We start from the raw sequence: 16,390 nt of genomic DNA, 5'->3' as shown, positions 1-16,390 counted from the left end.
GACAGAACGACCTGCGTAGCCGGCAGCGGGCGCATCTTCGCTCCGCTACCGGCTAGGCCGACTCCGGTCCGAACCTGTGATGCTTACCACTATATACCCCTGGGGGTATCGCGGCTACTTCGGCCGGTGTTTCACGCACCACCGGATGCCAAGAGCGTTGGCTGACCGGCGAAGCCGGCTGTCTTTTCCGGCAACTATAGCGTTCGGGATGGAGCCTCAGGGGGAAGATCTGGTGCCGGGCCCCGGTAACGGACCGGCCTGTATATCACCACGTTGGAGCAGAGCCGGTCGACGGCGTGGCGCTGGCTTCTTCCCCGATGGCCCGGCGAAGCCGCCGCTCAACAGGGAGCATTACCTGCACAAAGAGCGCTTTTGGACCCGCAGCGTTCCACCTGCACGTCTGGCCCTGCAGGTCCTCGAGCAGAACGGGCAGGGAGCCGCATCCCGGAATAGCGCGATGTGGTGAATCTTCCAGCAAACGGATGGGTCACAATCCGGGTTGCATTCGCGGACTTCCGCGGGCGCTCCACATACCACTGCCGCACCCTGGACCATGAGGACCTCGGCATGATGGGCGCCATCGAAATGCGGTACGGACTCCCCGGACCGGGGCAACATGCCGCTCCTCCAACGCCGGCGTGTTGATAGTTGGTGCGGTGTGGGCGTGGCGTGAAGTGCCGGCCGGCCATACCCACTGGAGCTTCTGAACCTGAGTTCCTAACTGGCCGGTTTCAGGGCTGTACGCCAGGCCGCCGCGGCGCGGACGGCGCTGAATGTCCAGGTTGCTGTGCCGCTAGCGCCGGCCGTGGCCTGCACCATGTCAGCGTGCTCGGCGGTCTGGCCGCCGGCGGCTTCCCACCGTTCCGTCCAGCCCGAGGGCGGGGTGAATACGGGCGAGGCGCAGTCGCAGGCGATGGCACCGATCAGCATGGCCCCGTTGGTTGCGGTGGTGACACCCCCTACCGTGAGACTCGTCTTCGTCCAACTGGTATCCACAGCCGTCACCACACTGGCGTCCAGAGGCTTGGCGTTGTCCACACCCCGGTAGGCGGTAATTCCGCCACCCCATTTCACCGCCTTGCTAAACGTCCACGTGAAGCTGGCAGGGTCACCGGAAACCACCACGTGGTAATAGCTGAAAAGGCGCGAGCCGGAGCCGACGGAGAGGCCTGAAACAATGGCTGTCCACCCGCCCGGAGGAGTCACTGTGGCATTCAGGTCACCGGCAATCGACGCGACCAGGACGTCCCCGGCCGCAACGCCTGCGGGGACAGACAGACTAGACGTTCCGGTCGCTGTCCCTGAATAGGTGGTGCTGGAGTTCACTACGCTGATTCCGCCGGTCGCGGGAGGCGGTGTGGTGCCGGCTGTGACCGTGATCGTGGCATTGGCGGATGTTGACCCGCCGCTGTTGGTGGCGGTCAGTTTGGCGGTGTAAGTGCCTGCCGCTGCGTAGCTATGGGTGGGGTTCTGCGCGGTGGAGGTCCCCCCGTCGCCAAAGTCCCAGGCCCAGGACGTGGGCGTTCCGGTGGAGGTATCAGTAAACGACACGTTCAACGGGGCCGTTCCCGATGTGGGAGTTGCCGTGAACGAGGCTTTGGGCGGGGCCGGCGCCGGGGATCCCGTTCCCAGAGGGCGGTCAGAGTACCAATAGCGCTTGGCCGAATTATCGCTGGCCAGAATCACAATCCCCGTGGAGCTGTTGACGCTTTGCTTTGTGGTGGTGACGTCATTCATCTTGGAGGCCGACGCGCTTTGGATCACCGGCGTTCCCCTGCCCGAACCGAAAACAGGGTTGTCCATGGACGCCGTCTTTTCGTAGATCGCGCCCGGTATTCCTGACCACTGGCAACCGCTCACAGACGTTGGCGGAGCGGTCTGGAAAGCATGGACCAGGTTGTTCTGGGTATCGAGAAGGATCTGCGGACGGGAGACGCAGTCCCCTGCGACGGAGATGGTGGACTGGGTAAAAGCGCCCGTCCCCGGCTTGAACACCAGCAGCACCAACTGCGGCAACGTCTTGTCCGAGGAGTAATCGTTCAGGCTGGTCTTGACCGCTGCGAAAACGCGCCCTGAAGTGTCTGTCTGAAGGGTCTTAAGGTTCAAGTGGTCATCGGACTGGCCCTTGCCCCGCATTGCCGGTTGCAGCTTCCAATCCGAATCCGGTGCCTTCCCGTCGGCGTGGGTGGCCCACCAGACCGTGTTGGCGGTGTGATCGCTCCACATGACGCCGATTTGGCTCCTGCCAAACGCCACCACCGCCGAAATGTCATCCGGCGCCGGATGAGGACTGGCTACCGGAAGTACGAACGGCGCCTTCCAAGTAGCGCCACCGTTGGCGGAGTAGTTCATGTAAACGGTGTTGGTGTACCCCGAGGTGGAACTGCCCGCCACTTGCGTCCAGGTAACCCAAATCCCGCCAAGCGAGTCCTTGTCGAGGGTCATCGATTCGCTTGAGTTGTTCGTAATGACGGTCGGAAATCCTGAATCCAGGACATATTTTCCGCCCGTGTAGCTGTACCGGTAAAGCTTGGCGGGCTGGCCAGACAAGGACGGCTTCGGAGTTCCATCCCCGGTCACCGTAACCACGTGGGAGGCGATGTAAAGCGTGTTCCCGTCCCACAGCACATCCGCGAGCGTGCTCGCCCGGGTATCGTTCACGATGCCCGTGTTGACCCACGTCTTGGAGGGACGGTCCAGCCGGTAGATGCTCCAGCCCACCCCGGTAGTCCACATATCAGCCCACCAGGACCCGTCGTTGAACCACAATTTGCTCTGCGGCTTGTCCGACGTGGGAGGGTTTGAGACTCCCGAATAGGCGATGCTCTGGGTGCCGTAGACCGGGTCTGCGACGGCGCGGCCAGGCGCCCCCAAGCTGAAGCCAGCCAGGACCAGTAACAGGACCAGGGCTTGGATGAGGCGGGCTTTGTGGAGATGGCTTTTCATGGCGTGGCTCCTGGGACGGGACGACAAGAGGTAGGGGCGGCTACCCGTTTGTCCCAGAATCAACGGGGCCCAACACCCTTTCGCGTAAGCCTAAAAGCGGATCCCACCTCCGACAATGCAATCCCCCTACGCAAAAATTAGGGGCTCTCCAAAACCCCTATACCTAACGCGCTGGTCGACCGCCGTACCCCCTACTCAAAGCCGCTCGTCGGGGGCTGAGAGCCTCGACGTGAGGACCAAACACCCATCTATATGCCGGCGGGCGTTAAGGATTCATTAAGAGCCCCGTTTTTCCAGGTCAGGACCGCATCCCTGTCTGTTAGGTTCGGCGAAGTTGCGTTCTGCACGCGCTGGGACATGGATGCGTTCGGCCACGCGGCGGTGCGCTGCCTACATTCCCGCCTTAGGTAACAGAGGAGATCAGCGGATGAGCCCTGAGAGAACAGCCCTCCGCGGTCTAACCCGGAATGGCCGGATCCCTGCCCGATTCTGCCAGGAGCCGCGAGGCACCGGCCCCGTGCTGCTCCACCCCGTGCGGCTCGTGCCGCTGGCGTTCCTCGTCGTGATCCTGCTCGGCGCCGGACTGCTGGCGCTGCCGGCCGCACACACCAGCGCGCAGCCGGAACCATTCCTGACCGCCCTGTTTACGTCCGTCTCGGCCGTGTGCGTGACCGGTCTGGCGACCGTGGACACCGCAACCTTCTGGACACCGTTCGGGCAGGGCGTGATCCTTGCGCTCATCCAAGTCGGCGGGTTTGGAATCATGACCCTGGCGACCCTGCTGGCTTTGCTCGTGCGGAAGACCATCGGCCTGCGGGGCCAACTCGTCGCACAGTCCGAAACCCACACCCTGAACTTCGGGGACGTCCGCTCAGTCCTGTTCCAGGTAGCCCGGATTATGGCCGGGTTCGAAGCGGCAACCGCCGCCGTCCTTAGTGTCCGCTTCTGGCTCGCCTACGACAACAACCCAGGAACGGCGCTCTGGCACGGGATCTTCCACGCGGTCTCCGCGTTCAACAACGCCGGCTTTGCCCTATACAGCGACAGCCTCATCGGCTTCGCCGCCGACCCGTGGATCATCATCCCCATTTGCGCCGCAATTATCGCCGGTGGCTTGGGTTTCCCCGTGCTCATCGCCCTGCTCAGGGGCGGCAGCAGGATGAAAGACTGGACCGTCCACCTGCGCCTGACCGTCTTCGGTTCACTGATTCTCCTGGCAGCCGGTGCCGTTCTCTTCGCCGCCTTCGAGTGGGAGAGGGAACAAACCCTCGGCCCCATGTCACTGCCCGGTAAACTCCTGGCCACCCTCGCCGGCACGGTCTTCCCCCGCACCGCGGGGTTTAACAGCATCGACTATGGGGCGGCATCTCCCGAAACCTTGATGGTCACCAACATCCTGATGTTCATCGGCGGCGGCAGCGCCGGAACCGCCGGCGGCATCAAAGTCACCACGTTCATGGTGCTCTTCTACGCGATCTGGAACGAAGTCCGCGGCCGCGACCACGTCACCATCGCCCACCGCTCCATCAGCTCGTCCTCCCAGCGGCAGGCACTCTCCGTCGCGCTCCTAGGCGTAGCGGCGGTGATCACCAGCACCATGCTCCTGCTCATCTTCACCGACCACCCGCTGGACAAAGTCCTCTTTGAAGCGATCTCCGCCTTCGCCACTGTCGGCCTCAGCACCGGAATCACCCCCGTCCTGCCAGCGGACGCGCAATGGGTCCTCATGGTGCTCATGTTCACCGGACGCATCGGAACCATCACCGTCGCCTCCGCCCTCGCCCTCTCATCCCGACCCCGGCTCTACCAACTCCCCGAAGAACGCCCCGTCATCGGGTAACCCCGGCAGGCCAACTCCCCGAGCATCGCCAACCACCAACACATGAGCCCCCTACAGCGCCGGGATGCCGCTACTCCCCGGCCGTGGCCAGACCGAACGGCCTACCGACTAGATTCGTCTTATCGCGCCAGCGTGAACCAAACTCCGAGGGGAAGACCCGCTTGGAAGCGAGAACGGAGGTGTCGTGGCCACTGCGTTGCTTTTATCATTCGCGGTCCTGTTGCTCATCGGAGTGCTCATCTCTGAACGGGCCCACAGGACTGTGCTGTCCACCGCTGTGCTCTTTCTCGTAGGAGGTTTCCTCCTGGGCCCCGGAGCCCTAGGATTCATATCAGTCACCCCCAAGGACCCGATCGTAAGCGGCCTCGCAGAGCTGGCGCTGTTCTCGGTCCTCTTCACCGACGGGATGCGCGTCGGGTTCCGGGACCTCGGCGTTGCCTGGAGGCTGCCCGGCCGCGCCCTATTGTTTGGGCTGCCACTGACCCTGGCCCTGACTGCAGTGTTCGGGCACTATCTCGTAGGGCTCCCCTGGCTGGAATCCTTCCTGCTCGGAGCCATCCTCGCCCCCACCGACCCGGTCTTCGCCGCGGCGATTGTCGGGAGGGAAGAAGTCCCCGCCCGGCTTAGGCATCTGCTCAACGTCGAATCCGGCGTCAACGATGGTTTGGCGCTGCCCATCGTGCTGGTCCTCCTCGCCGCGGCGGGCGGCAGCAATACGCACAGCGAGCAACTCCTGCTGGAAATCGTCCTCGGCATCGCCGTGGGCATCCTCGTTCCTGCCATCGTGCTCGGACTCGAACGGCTGCCCTTCCTGCAGGCCATCCGGTCGATGCAGCCCCTGCTCGCGGTGTCCATCGGGCTGCTGGTCCTGGCGATCTGCCAGGCAACCCACGCCAACCTCTTCCTGGGAGCCTTCGCGGCAGGCATCACCGTTGACACGCTCGGCAAGGGGCTACGGCACGACTTCGAACAGTTCGGGGAACTCGTCACCGAGCTGCTCAAGCTCGCAGCCATCATGGTGTTCGGCGCCCTCATCACCCCGACCTTCCTGTTCGGCGAAATCCCTTTCGCCGGCTGGGTCTTCGCCCTGCTCGCCCTCCTCATCGCGAGGCCCCTTGCACTGCTGGTGTCCTTCATCGGCGCCAAACTGAGTTTCGGCGAACAGGTCACCGCGATGTGGTTCGGCCCAAAAGGCTTCGCCTCGGTCGTCTACGGGCTGATCATCCTCGAATCAGGCATCGCCCTGGCAGACCAGATCTACCACCTGGTCGCCCTCGTCATCGTCCTGTCCATCCTTGCGCACTCCTCCACCGACGTGGTTATTGCCCGCAGGTTCGGCCGCAGCAAGGAGCGGAATCCAGCAAGCTCGAAAGGCTGACGCACATGCGAAGGTGCGAGCGTCCGTGGTACAGCTCTGGAGGGGCAGGTGGGTCTTGAATTGAACGGAGCTACCTTTGGGTTTCTGCCTCAACGAGATATTTGGGCAGGGGAATCTATGTCTTTTCCCGCTCCTGTAACCGCGGCGCCGTCCGAATAACGACAGGACTGCTGCCAGGGCGGCGAGCACTGCCAGGAGTGCGGCAGCCAGTTGGAAACCGAGTTCTGACCCTCCTGGCACGCCTGCAGTGTCTGTAAGGGCCGGGGCGAGCGAATACGCTGCCGCACCCAAGGCGACTCCGAGTGATGTTCCGACTCCCCTGGTCATGTTCAACACACCGCTGACCATGCCCGCCTGGTGGTCATGTCCTGCTGCTGCTACTGCCGCGTTGTTCGCTGGAGTGAAGAGGCCAAGTCCAACTCCCAGGATGGCCAGGGCGCCGGCAGTGATCCACAGACCGCCTGCGGTGGGCAGTACCAGGATGGCCAGTCCAGCAGCGGCCAACACCATTCCGGCCGTGGTTGGAAGCCGGGCCCCATGCCGGTCTGCCACGAAGCCCCCGACGGGCGCTACGAGACCCAGAGCCACCGGAAGTACCGTCAGCAGCAAGCCTGCCTGGGCGGGGGGCAGGGAATACTCCGATTCCAGGTGCAGGGGCGTGACGAACAAGACCCCGAACAAAACGAGATAACTCAGCAGACCAGTAGTGATACCCCGGCTGAAGGTCCCGGCGTTGAACAAGGACAAATCGACCAAGGGATGCCGCGCCTTGCGTTCCCGCAGGACGAAGACGACGAAAAGAACGGCTGACAGTGCCAGCAGGCCTAGGACCGGGAGGTTACCGAAACCGGAACGGGACGCTTCGGACAACGACAGAAGGAGGGCACCGACCGCGGGCATCAGAGCCACCAGCCCTGCCCAGTCCAACGGTACCCGGGCGGCCTTGACGCGTGTGCGCGGCAGCAGGAACCAGCCCAGGACCATGCCGATGATGCCTGCGGGGATGTTGACGAAGAAAACCCACCGCCAGCCGCCAAGGCCAATAAGAAGACCACCTACCGACGGGCCCATGGCCAGGCCAATCGCCTGTGCGGCCCCCTGGAGGCCGATGGCTTTGCCGAGTTTACCGGCGGGCATGCTGGTCCGGATCAGCGCCACACTGTTCGCCTGCAGCATGCTCGCCCCCACGGCCTGAACCGCCCGGGCCACCAGGAGCCAGATAATGTCCGGCGCCAGCGCGCAGCCCAGGGACGCAAGGGTAAATAAAGCGAAGCCGTAGGTGTACAGGAGCTTTCGCCCCACCATGTCAGCCAGCCGGCCAACCGCCGAGATGCTCCCCACCAACACCAAAAGATAAATCAACGCCACCCATTCCACCTGCGCGAGGGATGCGTTCATATCCGTTCTGATGCTCGGCACAGCCAACGTCACAATGCTGGCATCCAACTGGCCCATGAATGCGCCGATACACACCGTGGCAACAACCAGCCAAGGGGCACCTGGACGCCGCCGGACCCATTCCGGTCGAGCCGGTTCCCGCAACAGCCTGGCCCACCCGCGGACGGCAACTGCACTGGAGGCGGCCCCACCCGAGCCATGTTGTTCGGTCACAGAACTATTCTAGGTAGGAACTACCGCGATAAGCTAACGACATGAACACGTCGGATTTCGCCACCTCCCCCACAGCAACGTCGCTGAACGAATCCCCGAGGGCGGATGCGTGGTCTCTGACAGGGGTGATAACCCGCCTCCGCCGGGTTCTGCGCTCCAGTGTCCGGCAGGATTTCCCGTGGGAGTCGCTGCCCATGGCCCAGGTCGAGGTCCTTCAGCGACTGGCCGATGAGCCGGGCATAGGCATCCGCGACCTCGCAGACCGGCAAAGGCTGGCAACGAACACAGTCAGCAGCCTCGTGCAACAGATGGTGACCTCCGGCTTGGTGGACCGCACCCCCCGCCCAGGAGATCGCAGGGCCGTGACGCTCAACTTGACCAGCGCCGGAACGGAAGTCCTTTCGGCCTGGCAGGCAGCAAACCACCGACGTCTGGGTCAAGCCCTGCAACAACTCCCTCAAGCAGAGCAGCAGGCCATCGAAGACGCCATCCCTGCCCTGGCCGCCCTCGCCGCATTGCTGGAAATCGAGGACGAGCTGCAGGACCAGACCCCCACCCAGCAAAACCAGACGCAGTCATGACCGGCTCTCCGTTGCCGCGCCGGGCGGGCGAGTACTTGCCCGTCCTCCTCCTCGACGCGTCAGCGGTAACCATCCTTCTGATCCTTACACTGACCCAATCCGACAATTCCTGGTGGTGGGTTCTGACCGCGCTTTGGTCCGCCGTGGGCATCCGCCGCGCACGCAATGAACTCCAGACCCGACGCACCTTCCGAACAGGACCCCCATGACCGGCAGTGAGACATTCATCCCGTCCCCAACAGTCAGCGCCTTTCACCTTGGCCCGCTGACCATCCACTTCTATGCGCTCTGCATCATGGCCGGCATAGTATTTGCCGTCTGGCTGACGTCCCGGCGCTGGCACGCCCGGGGTGGACAGGCCGGCCAGGTTGTGGACATTTGTTTCTGGGCGGTCCCCGCCGGAATCATCGGCGGGCGCGTCTACCACGTCCTCACCGACCCGGAGCTTTACTTCCAGCCAGGCAGGAATCCCTGGAACGCCTTTGCTATCTGGGATGGCGGCCTAGGGATTTGGGGGGCAGTTGCCCTGGGCATCGTCGGGGCCTGGGTTGGCTGCCGCAGAAACAACGTGTCGTTGGTGGCGTTCATGGACGCTGCGGCACCTGGACTGGTTTTCGCCCAGGCCCTGGGCCGGTGGGGAAACTGGTTCAACAACGAACTGTACGGGGATCCGACCACGCTGCCGTGGAAGCTTCAAATCCATCAGATGGACCCCGCCACCGGAACCGCCATCGTGGACCCTTCAGGTGCCCCAGTCGTCATCGGGTTTTTCCAGCCGACCTTCCTCTACGAATCGATCTGGTGCGTGGCGGTTGGAGCGATCTTGCTCTATCTGGACCGGCGCTTCACTCTGGGCGCAGGCAGCGTGTTTGCACTTTATGTAGCCGGCTACACTGCGGGACGCTTCGCCTTTGAATTGATGCGCTCTGACTATGCCAACCTGATTCTGGGCCTGCGGGTAAATACCTGGGTAGCAGGGTTGATATTCCTCGCCGGTTCTGCTGCATTTGCCCTACTGTTCCGGGGCAGACGCTCCATGGCCGTGCAGCCCCGGCTCTCAGGGGCACCAAGGGCGCTTTCCCGGAATGGCCGTCCCTAGCCTTCTCGAGGCACCGATCCGGCCGTGATCCCCGCCGGCCCTGCCGACGGGCCCTTGGCCTCTGGGCAACCCGCCTGCGGAGCGATGGGGTCAACCCGTGGGGCCGCAGGCGTCGCCTGGTTTCTCGACGCGGAGGGAAGATCTAGCGAATGCTGCAAGGACTGACATCGGAGGATGCTGCGAGGCTGCTGGCCAAAACGGGCCCGAACGAGGTCCCGGAGCAGCGGGAAGGATGGGCCAGGCGGCTGGCAGCGAAGTTTTGGGCGCCGGTGCCGTGGATGCTGGAGGCCACCGCACTGCTTGAGTTCTCCCTTGGACGGTGGGCTGATGCGTCCCTGGTTGCCGCGGTCCTGGTGCTGAATGCGATGATCGGACTGGTCCAGGAGGGCAGGGCGCAGGAGGCGCTGGCGCTGCTGCGTTCGCGTTTGCAGGTTACGGCCCGGGTCCTCCGGGACGGGGTGTGGCGTCTGGTTCCCGCGGCGGGCCTGGTCCCGGGAGACGTTGTCCACGTACGGTTGGGCGATTTCGTCCCCGCGGACCTGGAAGTGATCGACGGCGATGTGCTGGCCGACCAGTCAAGCCTGACTGGGGAGTCCGCGCCGGTCGAACGGACCGCGGCTTCAACCCTCTACTCGGGAACGGTCATCGTCAGGGGCGAAGCAACATCCCGGGTCCTGAGAACAGGAACCGCCACCTACTTCGGTAAAACAGCGCAGCTTGTAGGTACGTCAGCGCCCAAAGAGCACCTCGGAGGCCTGGTGCTGCGCATGGTGCGCGTCTTTATCGCCGTCGACCTTGTCATCGCCGTAGCGGGCACGGCCTATCTGGCGTGGGCCGGCGCGGGCGTGGAGACCGTGCTGTCCCTCGCCGTGGTCCTGCTGCTGGCGTCGGTCCCGGTGGCCCTGCCTGCCGCCTTTGCCTTGGCGGGCGCGCTTGGTGCCCGGCGCCTTGCCCGGGACGGCATCCTCACCACCCGCCTTTCCGTACTGCAGGATGCAGCCGCAATGGAAGTGCTGTGCGTCGACAAGACCGGAACACTGACCCTCAACCAACTCGCCGTCGCATCCGTTACGGGGACGGCAGGCACGGATCCCGGCGAAACCTTGAGGCTGGCCGCCGCTGCCTCCGACGCCGCCACCCAGGATCCGATCGATGTGGCAATCCTGGCCAAGGCGGAGCCGCCAGGGGAGCCCGGCTGGAACCGGACCGGGTTTACCCCCTTTGAGCCCGCAACCAAACGCTCCCAGGCAACCTGGACAGATGGCCAAGGCTCCTTCTTTGAAGTCACCAAGGGCGCCCCCGCCGTCATAACCGCACTGACCGGGTTTGACGACCCCGCAGCAATCTCCCGCATGGCTGCCGAAGGTGCACGGGTCCTGGCCGTGGCAGTGCGGAAGGAAGGTGGACCCTGGACCCATAGCGGGCTGGTGGGATTGGCGGACGCACCCCGCCCCGAAGCTGCCCAGATCCTCAAGGAACTCGCCGGCATGGGTGTCCGCACCATCATGATCACCGGCGACAGCGCCCAAACCGCCACTGCTGTGGCCCGGAAAATCGGCATGCAGGGCACCGTCATCACCCCGGGGCATTTGAAACTTTCTCCCGCCGGCCTCGCCGGGGTCGCCGCCGTCGCCCAGGTCCTCCCCGAACACAAGCACCACCTCGTAAAGGCCCTCCAGCAGGCAGGAAAAATTGTCGGGATGACGGGCGACGGCGTCAACGACGCTCCCGCGCTGAAACAGGCTGAGGTGGGCATCGCCGTCGAGGGGGCCACCGACGTGGCTAAGGCCGCCGCCGGGGCCGTCCTGGCCCGTGGAGGTCTTGGCGACATCGCCGCCCTCGTTGAGGAAAGCCGCCGGATCCACCAGCGGTCGCTCACGTACGCCCTGAACGTCAGCGTCAAGAAAATCGAGGTCCCGCTGCTGCTGGCGCTGGGAGTCTTCGCATGGAAGACGTTCGTCTTCACACCCCTGCTGATGGCCCTGCTCCTGCTGGCCAACGATGTGGTCAGCATGGCAGCCACCAGCGACCGGGCCCAACCCTCCGCACGACCGGACACATGGCAGGCGGGAAGGATCATTGCCGGCGCCGTTGCCGTGGCCATCCCCATGCTCGCCGCGTCAACTGCCGTCCTGATCCTCGCCCACGGCCCCTGGCTGCACGCGGGCATCGAGGAACTGCGAACAGTTGTTTTCCTAACACTCGTCTTCAGCAGCCAACTAACGATCTACATCGTCCGGACAGGGGCCCCGGCATGGCGAGATCCGCCGTCGAAGTGGCTGCTGGCGGCCACAGCCCTGGGCGTCCTGGCCGCCGCCACCCTCGCACTCACCGGCACCCTGATGCCCCCGGTGCCGCCAAACGTGCTGGCCGGGGTAGCGGTCATCGGCTTGGCCGGAGCCCTCATCGCAGATGCGATCAAAGTGCCGGTATTCCGACGGTTGGGAATCCACAGCAGCCAGGCGGGCTGAACCTTCCTCAGCCTGGTGGCGCGCTCAAGTCCAACGGGTTGCAGGCCCCGGGGGCAGATTGCTTGAATGCTTCGACCCGGACCACGTGCTCTTCAAGGAGCCCGTGACGCGCATCCGGCTGCTCAAGCAGCACAGGCTGGTGATGCGCCCGCGCCCAGTGCCGCGCGTCCGGTCCCAGCACGTCATCGATCCAAACCACCGAATCCCAGTCCGCCTCGCCCGCTGCCGTCATGCGGGCAAGCCACCTGATAACGGAATGCAGTTTTGGCATTGGTTCATATTCGTCCGCTCTACGGAACACCATGGTGACCCTGCCCGGGGCAGGATCAAGGTTGAGCTGTGGTTCAAGCAGAGCCAGGATCTCCGCGGGCCATGTGGTCACCCACGCGATGTTCCCGCTGCGGGACAAACGCCGTACCAGCGCCCGCTTTTCGCTGGACAGGCTGGCCGTCGGTTGGCCGCTCCGGGCGGACAGCGTCGGATTGAGTACGCCGTCCACGTCCAGCAATATTATTGGCTTCAACTGCGTCCCCGTTCGCTGCGAGTGGGAAACTGAACTGATTTCTAAGTGCCGGCAGTTTCGCCCGGGGGTGGATGCCCCTGCGCTCCGCCGGAGACTATGCCGCAAAGCAATATCGCCAAGGAGGCTGCCTACGCAGCTTCGCGGCGTCTACTCTTCCGCGCCGGCGTTGCCGGGTGTCAGAGCCGGGCGTAAGCCCAGCCGTCCCATTGGCGCTGGGCCAGGTGGGCGATTGCCGCAGGCACGGTTGCCACTCCCGCAGCAAGGTCACCAGCTTCCAGGCCTGCTGACCGGAGGCTGTTGCCGCAGGCGAGGAGTTGCAGGTCCAGCTTCAGCGCGTCGTTGATGGCTTCGGCGGAGAGGGCGCCTGCTGCGAGGAGCTTGACGCCGGGGCCCTGGATCACTACTTCGATAGCGGTGGCAGCGCCGAGGGCGGCGCGGGCGTTGGCGGCGCTGCGCAGGATGCCGGCGAGGGCGTCCTGCTCAAGTGGGCCGGCAGCATGGATGAGCAGGCCGCGTTCGCCGCCGTTTCCGGCTTGGCCGTCGATCACCGCCATCAGCTACTGTTCCCCGCCCAGGCTGGCAAGGGCCTTGCGCAGGCGTGTTCCGGCGTCATCCGCCACTTCTTTGACGGAAGCTGCGCTGCTGAGCTGCACCATGGTCTGCGGGTCGATCGCCTCCACCGTGGTCGCTTCGGCAGAGCTGTTGCGGCGGACCACGACATTGCAGGGCAGCAGGGCACCCATTTCCGGTTCGGCGGCGAGGGCACGGCTGGCAAGGGCCGGATTGCAGGCACCAAGGATGACATAATCCCCGACGGCGTCCGCGGCCTCAGCGCCAAGCTTGGCTTCGAAAGTGGACCGGACGTTGATTTCCGTCAGGATTCCGAACCCCTGCGCGGCAAGGGCTTCGCGGGTGCGTTCCACGGCTTCTGCCCAGGGAAGCGAAACGGTGGTGGCCAGGGTGTAGGTCATGATGCTCCTTGAGGTTGTTGCCGGTGGACTGACGGGAGGTGGGCTTAGGCCAGGGAGAGGAAAAGCTTCTCCAGGTCCTTCCGGTCCATGGTTTCGTCTTTTTGGACGATGCACTGCTCCAGCCCGGTGGCGATGATGGCGAAGCCGGCCCGGTCGAGGGCCTTGGATACGGCAGCCAGCTGGGTGACGACATCCTTGCAGTCGCGGCCTTCCTCGAGCATCCGGGTGACGGCGGCGAGCTGGCCCTGGGCACGCTTGAGGCGGTTGATCACGGGCGTGAGTTCGGTGGGGTTCAGTTCCATTAGGGGTCTCCATTGATAAGGGGCTTGGCCTTAACTGTATACCCCCGCGGGTTTTTTGACTACCCCCGGGGGTATCTGCAATACTCGGTGGGGTATCCACCCGACCCCTTCCGAGAGGCCACTTATGACTTCCCCTTCCAAAGCCACCGCCGTCACCGCACTCGCCCCCGAAGCACTCCAGTCCTGGATCAAGGAGCACCAGGACCTCGTGGTGATCGACGTTCGCTCTGCCGCAGAGTTCGAGTCCATGCACATCCGCGGCTCCTACAACGTTCCGCTGCCCCTGCTCTCCGAGCACACCGATGAACTCGCTGCCCGGCTGGGCAGCCGCGTTGTCCTGGTCTGCCAGTCCGGCGTCCGCGCCGAGCAGGCCCGCCAGCGCATGGCCAGCGTTGGCCTGGACACCGCCTACGTCCTCACCGGCGGGGTTCCCGGCTTCGCTGCTGCCGGCGGCGACGTGGTCAAGGGCAAGGACCGCTGGGACCTGGAACGGCAGGTCCGCCTGGCCGCCGGCTCCCTGGTGATGCTCGGCCTGGCCGGCGGCAAGTTCGTCTCCCCCAAGGTCCGCATGCTGGCAGGTGCCATCGGCACCGGGCTGACCTTCTCGGCCGCGACCAACACCTGCGCCATGGGCAAGGCCCTGTCCGCGATGCCGTGGAACAAGGCCGCCAAGGAACCCACCCGCGAAAGCGCCATCCTGCAGCTTCCCGTGCAGACGGCTGAAAAGGGCGCTGCGGCATGATCGCGGCCCTGGGACTGGGGCTCGTCGTCGGCGTCGTACTGGGCGTAGTGGGCGGCGGCGGGTCAATCATCGCCGTTCCGGCGCTGGTGTACGGCGTGGGCATGAGCCCCGCCCAGGCCATCCCCACCTCGCTGCTGGTGGTGGGCATCTCCTCGCTGGCGGCCCTGCTCCCCCGCCTCCGGGAGGGCCTGAACTGGCCCGTGATCGCCCTGGTGGGTGCCGCCGGCATCCCGGCGGCCTGGGCCGGGGCGGCAGTGGGCAAGCTGCTGGATCCCAACATCCTGATGCTCGCATTCGCCGTGATCATGGTGGTCGCGGGCATCCGGATGCTCAAGAAGCCCCGGGAAACCGAGGGATCCTGCAGCGTTGGACCAAACCGGGCCTTCCGGTCCTGCGCCCCGAAGGCCGTAGGCGTCGGACTGCTGGTCGGGTTCCTGACCGGACTGCTCGGCGTGGGCGGCGGCTTCCTGATCACCCCCGCGCTCACCATCTTCCTGGGCCTGCGAATGAAGCAGGCCGTGGGAACCTCCCTGGCGATCATCGTCATCAACTCGGCCGCCGGGTTCAGCGCCCACGCGGCCGGCTACACCATCGACTGGGCCACCACCCTGGCATTCGCGGTACCGGCCATCCTGGGTTCCGTATTCGCCGCCCGGCTGGCCCGCCGCCTGCACGACAAGCACATCCGGATCTCATTCGCGGTACTCATCTTCGCCGTCGCGGCATGGGTCACCGCCGGCACGGTCACCGCCTGACCCTTACCAACAGGAGAACACCCATGGCTGAAATCACCATCACCGAGACCGACCAGCGCCGCTCCACGGCGCGCATCCTGGATGTCCGCGAGGACTTTGAAGTCGCCGAGGGCATGATCCCCGGCGCCCTGCACATCCCGATGGGCCAGCTGCAGGCCCGCCTGGGCGAGCTCGACCCGGCCGTCCCCGTAATCGCCGTCTGCCGCAGCGGCAACCGCAGCGCCGCCGTGGCCGATGCCCTCAACGGCGTCGGCTACAAGGCAGACACCATGGCCGGCGGCATGACCGCCTGGACCCGCGCCGGACTCCCCACCACCTAGGCCCCGCACCACAGGGCAACCAACCAACTTCGCCCGAAAGGACACGACAGACCATGGCAACCATCGACATCACCCAGCAATCCTTCGCCCAGACCCTGGAGGACAACAACATTGTCTTCGTCGACTTCTGGGCGGCCTGGTGCGGCCCCTGCCGCATGTTCGCCCCCACCTACGGCGCCGCCGCAGAACGGCACCCGGACATCACCTTCGCCAAGGTGGACACCGAGGCCGAACAGGCACTGGCCGCCGCGGCAAACATCACCTCGATCCCCACACTGATGGCCTTCAAGGACAAGACCCTCATCTTCTCCCAGCCCGGAGCCCTCAACGCCACCGGCCTCGAGGAAGTCATCCAGGCCGTCAAGAACGTGGACATGGACCAGCTCCGGGCCGAAGCCGGACACCAGCACGCCTAAGTCCATGCCGGACCAGCGAACGTTCCGCAGCATCACGGCGGACGAACTCGCCGCGGTATGGCCCCGGGCCACGCTGGTGGACGTCCGGAGCCGGGAGGAGCACGCCACCGCGCACGTCCCGGACAGCCTGAACATCCCCCTGGACGAGCTGGCCTCCCGGCTCAACGACCTGCCAAACAGCACGATCCACCTGATGTGCGGGTCAGGGAAACGCAGCAGCCAGGCCGCACGGTTCCTCACCGACCGCGGGTACACCGCGGTCAACGTGGCCGGCGGGATCACCGAGTGGTACCGGGCAGGCCACCCGGTCAGCTACCAACAAGCCCACGAAGATCCACCCGGCCGAGGCCCGGGCACCGCGCCGGAATGCCTCCGCACGTTCTTTCATCGACTGTTCCACCGGACATAGCACCCAGGCCGCAGTCCACTTGCGAG

Annotated in this window: 16 protein-coding genes and 1 pseudogene; 11 read left to right on the top strand and 6 right to left on the bottom strand. The window is 65.0% G+C overall.

Going from position 1 to position 16,390, the window contains the following annotated elements:
- Positions 1 to 459: 459 nt before the first annotated feature.
- Entirely contained in the window at positions 460 to 645 is a 186-nt protein-coding gene (locus ACIGJD_RS08485) for a multicopper oxidase domain-containing protein (protein ID WP_483689118.1), read from the top strand.
- Positions 646 to 717: 72 nt separating this feature from the next.
- Here ACIGJD_RS08485 and ACIGJD_RS08480 read toward each other — a convergent pair whose 3' ends face one another.
- The gene (locus tag ACIGJD_RS08480) at positions 718 to 2,946 is read right to left on the bottom strand and encodes a PKD domain-containing protein (protein ID WP_483689117.1); all 2,229 of its coding nucleotides are present in this window, start codon (positions 2,944 to 2,946) and stop codon (positions 718 to 720) included.
- 517 nt (positions 2,947 to 3,463) lie between these two features.
- Between ACIGJD_RS08480 and ACIGJD_RS08475 the strand changes: the two genes are divergently transcribed.
- Complete coding sequence (locus tag ACIGJD_RS08475) at positions 3,464 to 4,786, top strand: TrkH family potassium uptake protein (RefSeq protein ID WP_483689116.1); 1,323 nt, start codon at positions 3,464 to 3,466, stop codon at positions 4,784 to 4,786.
- A 262-nt stretch (positions 4,787 to 5,048) separates the two neighbouring features.
- Positions 5,049 to 6,164 (top strand): cation:proton antiporter, encoded by a 1,116-nt coding sequence (locus tag ACIGJD_RS08470; protein ID WP_483689115.1) that lies wholly within the window; start codon positions 5,049 to 5,051, stop codon positions 6,162 to 6,164.
- A 141-nt stretch (positions 6,165 to 6,305) separates the two neighbouring features.
- Here the strand turns inward: ACIGJD_RS08470 and ACIGJD_RS08465 are convergent.
- Positions 6,306 to 7,619 (bottom strand): annotated as a pseudogene (locus tag ACIGJD_RS08465) (DHA2 family efflux MFS transporter permease subunit); the annotation flags it as partial.
- Between the two features lie 197 nt (positions 7,620 to 7,816).
- Between ACIGJD_RS08465 and ACIGJD_RS08460 the strand changes: the two are divergent.
- The 3 genes from ACIGJD_RS08460 to ACIGJD_RS08450 all read left to right on the top strand — a co-directional run bounded on the left by ACIGJD_RS08460 (position 7,817) and on the right by ACIGJD_RS08450 (position 11,926).
- Positions 7,817 to 8,356: a MarR family winged helix-turn-helix transcriptional regulator gene (locus ACIGJD_RS08460; protein ID WP_483689114.1), complete on the top strand. Its 540-nt coding sequence runs from the start codon at positions 7,817 to 7,819 to the stop codon at positions 8,354 to 8,356.
- 205 nt (positions 8,357 to 8,561) lie between these two features.
- Positions 8,562 to 9,455 (top strand): prolipoprotein diacylglyceryl transferase, encoded by an 894-nt coding sequence (gene lgt / locus ACIGJD_RS08455; RefSeq protein WP_483689113.1) that lies wholly within the window; start codon positions 8,562 to 8,564, stop codon positions 9,453 to 9,455.
- 149 nt (positions 9,456 to 9,604) lie between these two features.
- Complete coding sequence (locus ACIGJD_RS08450; RefSeq protein ID WP_483689112.1) at positions 9,605 to 11,926, top strand: HAD-IC family P-type ATPase; 2,322 nt, start codon at positions 9,605 to 9,607, stop codon at positions 11,924 to 11,926.
- Positions 11,927 to 11,933: 7 nt separating this feature from the next.
- Here the strand turns inward: ACIGJD_RS08450 and ACIGJD_RS08445 are convergent, their stop codons facing one another.
- From ACIGJD_RS08445 to ACIGJD_RS08430, 4 genes are all read right to left on the bottom strand, one after another.
- Entirely contained in the window at positions 11,934 to 12,425 is a 492-nt protein-coding gene (locus tag ACIGJD_RS08445) for an HAD domain-containing protein (RefSeq protein WP_483689111.1), read from the bottom strand.
- A gap of 200 nt (positions 12,426 to 12,625) precedes the next feature.
- Positions 12,626 to 13,003, bottom strand: a complete 378-nt coding sequence (locus ACIGJD_RS08440) for a DsrE family protein (protein WP_483689110.1) — start codon at positions 13,001 to 13,003, stop codon at positions 12,626 to 12,628.
- A gap of 3 nt (positions 13,004 to 13,006) precedes the next feature.
- A complete protein-coding gene (locus ACIGJD_RS08435) occupies positions 13,007 to 13,420 on the bottom strand; it encodes a DUF302 domain-containing protein (RefSeq protein ID WP_483687005.1) in 414 nt (137 codons plus the stop codon).
- A 44-nt stretch (positions 13,421 to 13,464) separates the two neighbouring features.
- Entirely contained in the window at positions 13,465 to 13,722 is a 258-nt protein-coding gene (locus ACIGJD_RS08430) for a metal-sensitive transcriptional regulator (RefSeq protein ID WP_043452296.1), read from the bottom strand.
- A 124-nt stretch (positions 13,723 to 13,846) separates the two neighbouring features.
- Here ACIGJD_RS08430 and ACIGJD_RS08425 point away from each other — a divergent pair, with 124 nt between their 5' ends.
- The 5 genes from ACIGJD_RS08425 to ACIGJD_RS08405 are packed head-to-tail and all read left to right on the top strand — an operon-like array spanning position 13,847 to position 16,364.
- Positions 13,847 to 14,464 (top strand): rhodanese-like domain-containing protein, encoded by a 618-nt coding sequence (locus ACIGJD_RS08425; protein ID WP_483687007.1) that lies wholly within the window; start codon positions 13,847 to 13,849, stop codon positions 14,462 to 14,464.
- Positions 14,461 to 15,219: a sulfite exporter TauE/SafE family protein gene (locus ACIGJD_RS08420; protein ID WP_286398723.1), complete on the top strand. Its 759-nt coding sequence runs from the start codon at positions 14,461 to 14,463 to the stop codon at positions 15,217 to 15,219. Before ACIGJD_RS08425 ends, ACIGJD_RS08420 begins: the two co-directional genes overlap by 4 nt.
- A gap of 23 nt (positions 15,220 to 15,242) precedes the next feature.
- The gene (locus ACIGJD_RS08415) at positions 15,243 to 15,539 is read left to right on the top strand and encodes a rhodanese-like domain-containing protein (protein ID WP_286398729.1); all 297 of its coding nucleotides are present in this window, start codon (positions 15,243 to 15,245) and stop codon (positions 15,537 to 15,539) included.
- 53 nt (positions 15,540 to 15,592) lie between these two features.
- Entirely contained in the window at positions 15,593 to 15,955 is a 363-nt protein-coding gene (trxA, locus tag ACIGJD_RS08410) for a thioredoxin (protein WP_483687008.1), read from the top strand.
- Positions 15,956 to 15,959: 4 nt separating this feature from the next.
- On the top strand, positions 15,960 to 16,364 hold the full coding sequence (locus tag ACIGJD_RS08405; RefSeq protein ID WP_483689109.1) for a rhodanese-like domain-containing protein: 405 nt from the start codon (positions 15,960 to 15,962) through the stop codon (positions 16,362 to 16,364).
- Positions 16,365 to 16,390 lie beyond the last annotated feature (26 nt).

Source organism: Arthrobacter sp. E1SS-5 (genome assembly GCF_057073715.1).
Note: the sequence above shows the minus strand (reverse complement) of the source record. Positions and strands in the feature narration are given on the sequence as shown.

What these genes read in the sequence shown, in the direction of transcription:
- ACIGJD_RS08450 (WP_483689112.1), top strand. Translation starts at nt 9,605, where the DNA reads ATGCTGCAAGGACTGACATCGGAGGATGCTGCGAGGCTGCTGGCCAAA.
- ACIGJD_RS08405 (WP_483689109.1), top strand. Translation starts at nt 15,960, where the DNA reads ATGCCGGACCAGCGAACGTTCCGCAGCATCACGGCGGACGAACTCGCC.
- ACIGJD_RS08430 (WP_043452296.1), bottom strand. Translation starts at nt 13,722, where the DNA reads ATGGAACTGAACCCCACCGAACTCACGCCCGTGATCAACCGCCTCAAG.
- trxA (WP_483687008.1), top strand. Translation starts at nt 15,593, where the DNA reads ATGGCAACCATCGACATCACCCAGCAATCCTTCGCCCAGACCCTGGAG.
- ACIGJD_RS08420 (WP_286398723.1), top strand. Translation starts at nt 14,461, where the DNA reads ATGATCGCGGCCCTGGGACTGGGGCTCGTCGTCGGCGTCGTACTGGGC.
- ACIGJD_RS08440 (WP_483689110.1), bottom strand. Translation starts at nt 13,003, where the DNA reads ATGGCGGTGATCGACGGCCAAGCCGGAAACGGCGGCGAACGCGGCCTG.
- ACIGJD_RS08415 (WP_286398729.1), top strand. Translation starts at nt 15,243, where the DNA reads ATGGCTGAAATCACCATCACCGAGACCGACCAGCGCCGCTCCACGGCG.
- ACIGJD_RS08460 (WP_483689114.1), top strand. Translation starts at nt 7,817, where the DNA reads ATGAACACGTCGGATTTCGCCACCTCCCCCACAGCAACGTCGCTGAAC.
- ACIGJD_RS08425 (WP_483687007.1), top strand. Translation starts at nt 13,847, where the DNA reads ATGACTTCCCCTTCCAAAGCCACCGCCGTCACCGCACTCGCCCCCGAA.
- ACIGJD_RS08435 (WP_483687005.1), bottom strand. Translation starts at nt 13,420, where the DNA reads ATGACCTACACCCTGGCCACCACCGTTTCGCTTCCCTGGGCAGAAGCC.
- lgt (WP_483689113.1), top strand. Translation starts at nt 8,562, where the DNA reads ATGACCGGCAGTGAGACATTCATCCCGTCCCCAACAGTCAGCGCCTTT.
- ACIGJD_RS08480 (WP_483689117.1), bottom strand. Translation starts at nt 2,946, where the DNA reads ATGAAAAGCCATCTCCACAAAGCCCGCCTCATCCAAGCCCTGGTCCTG.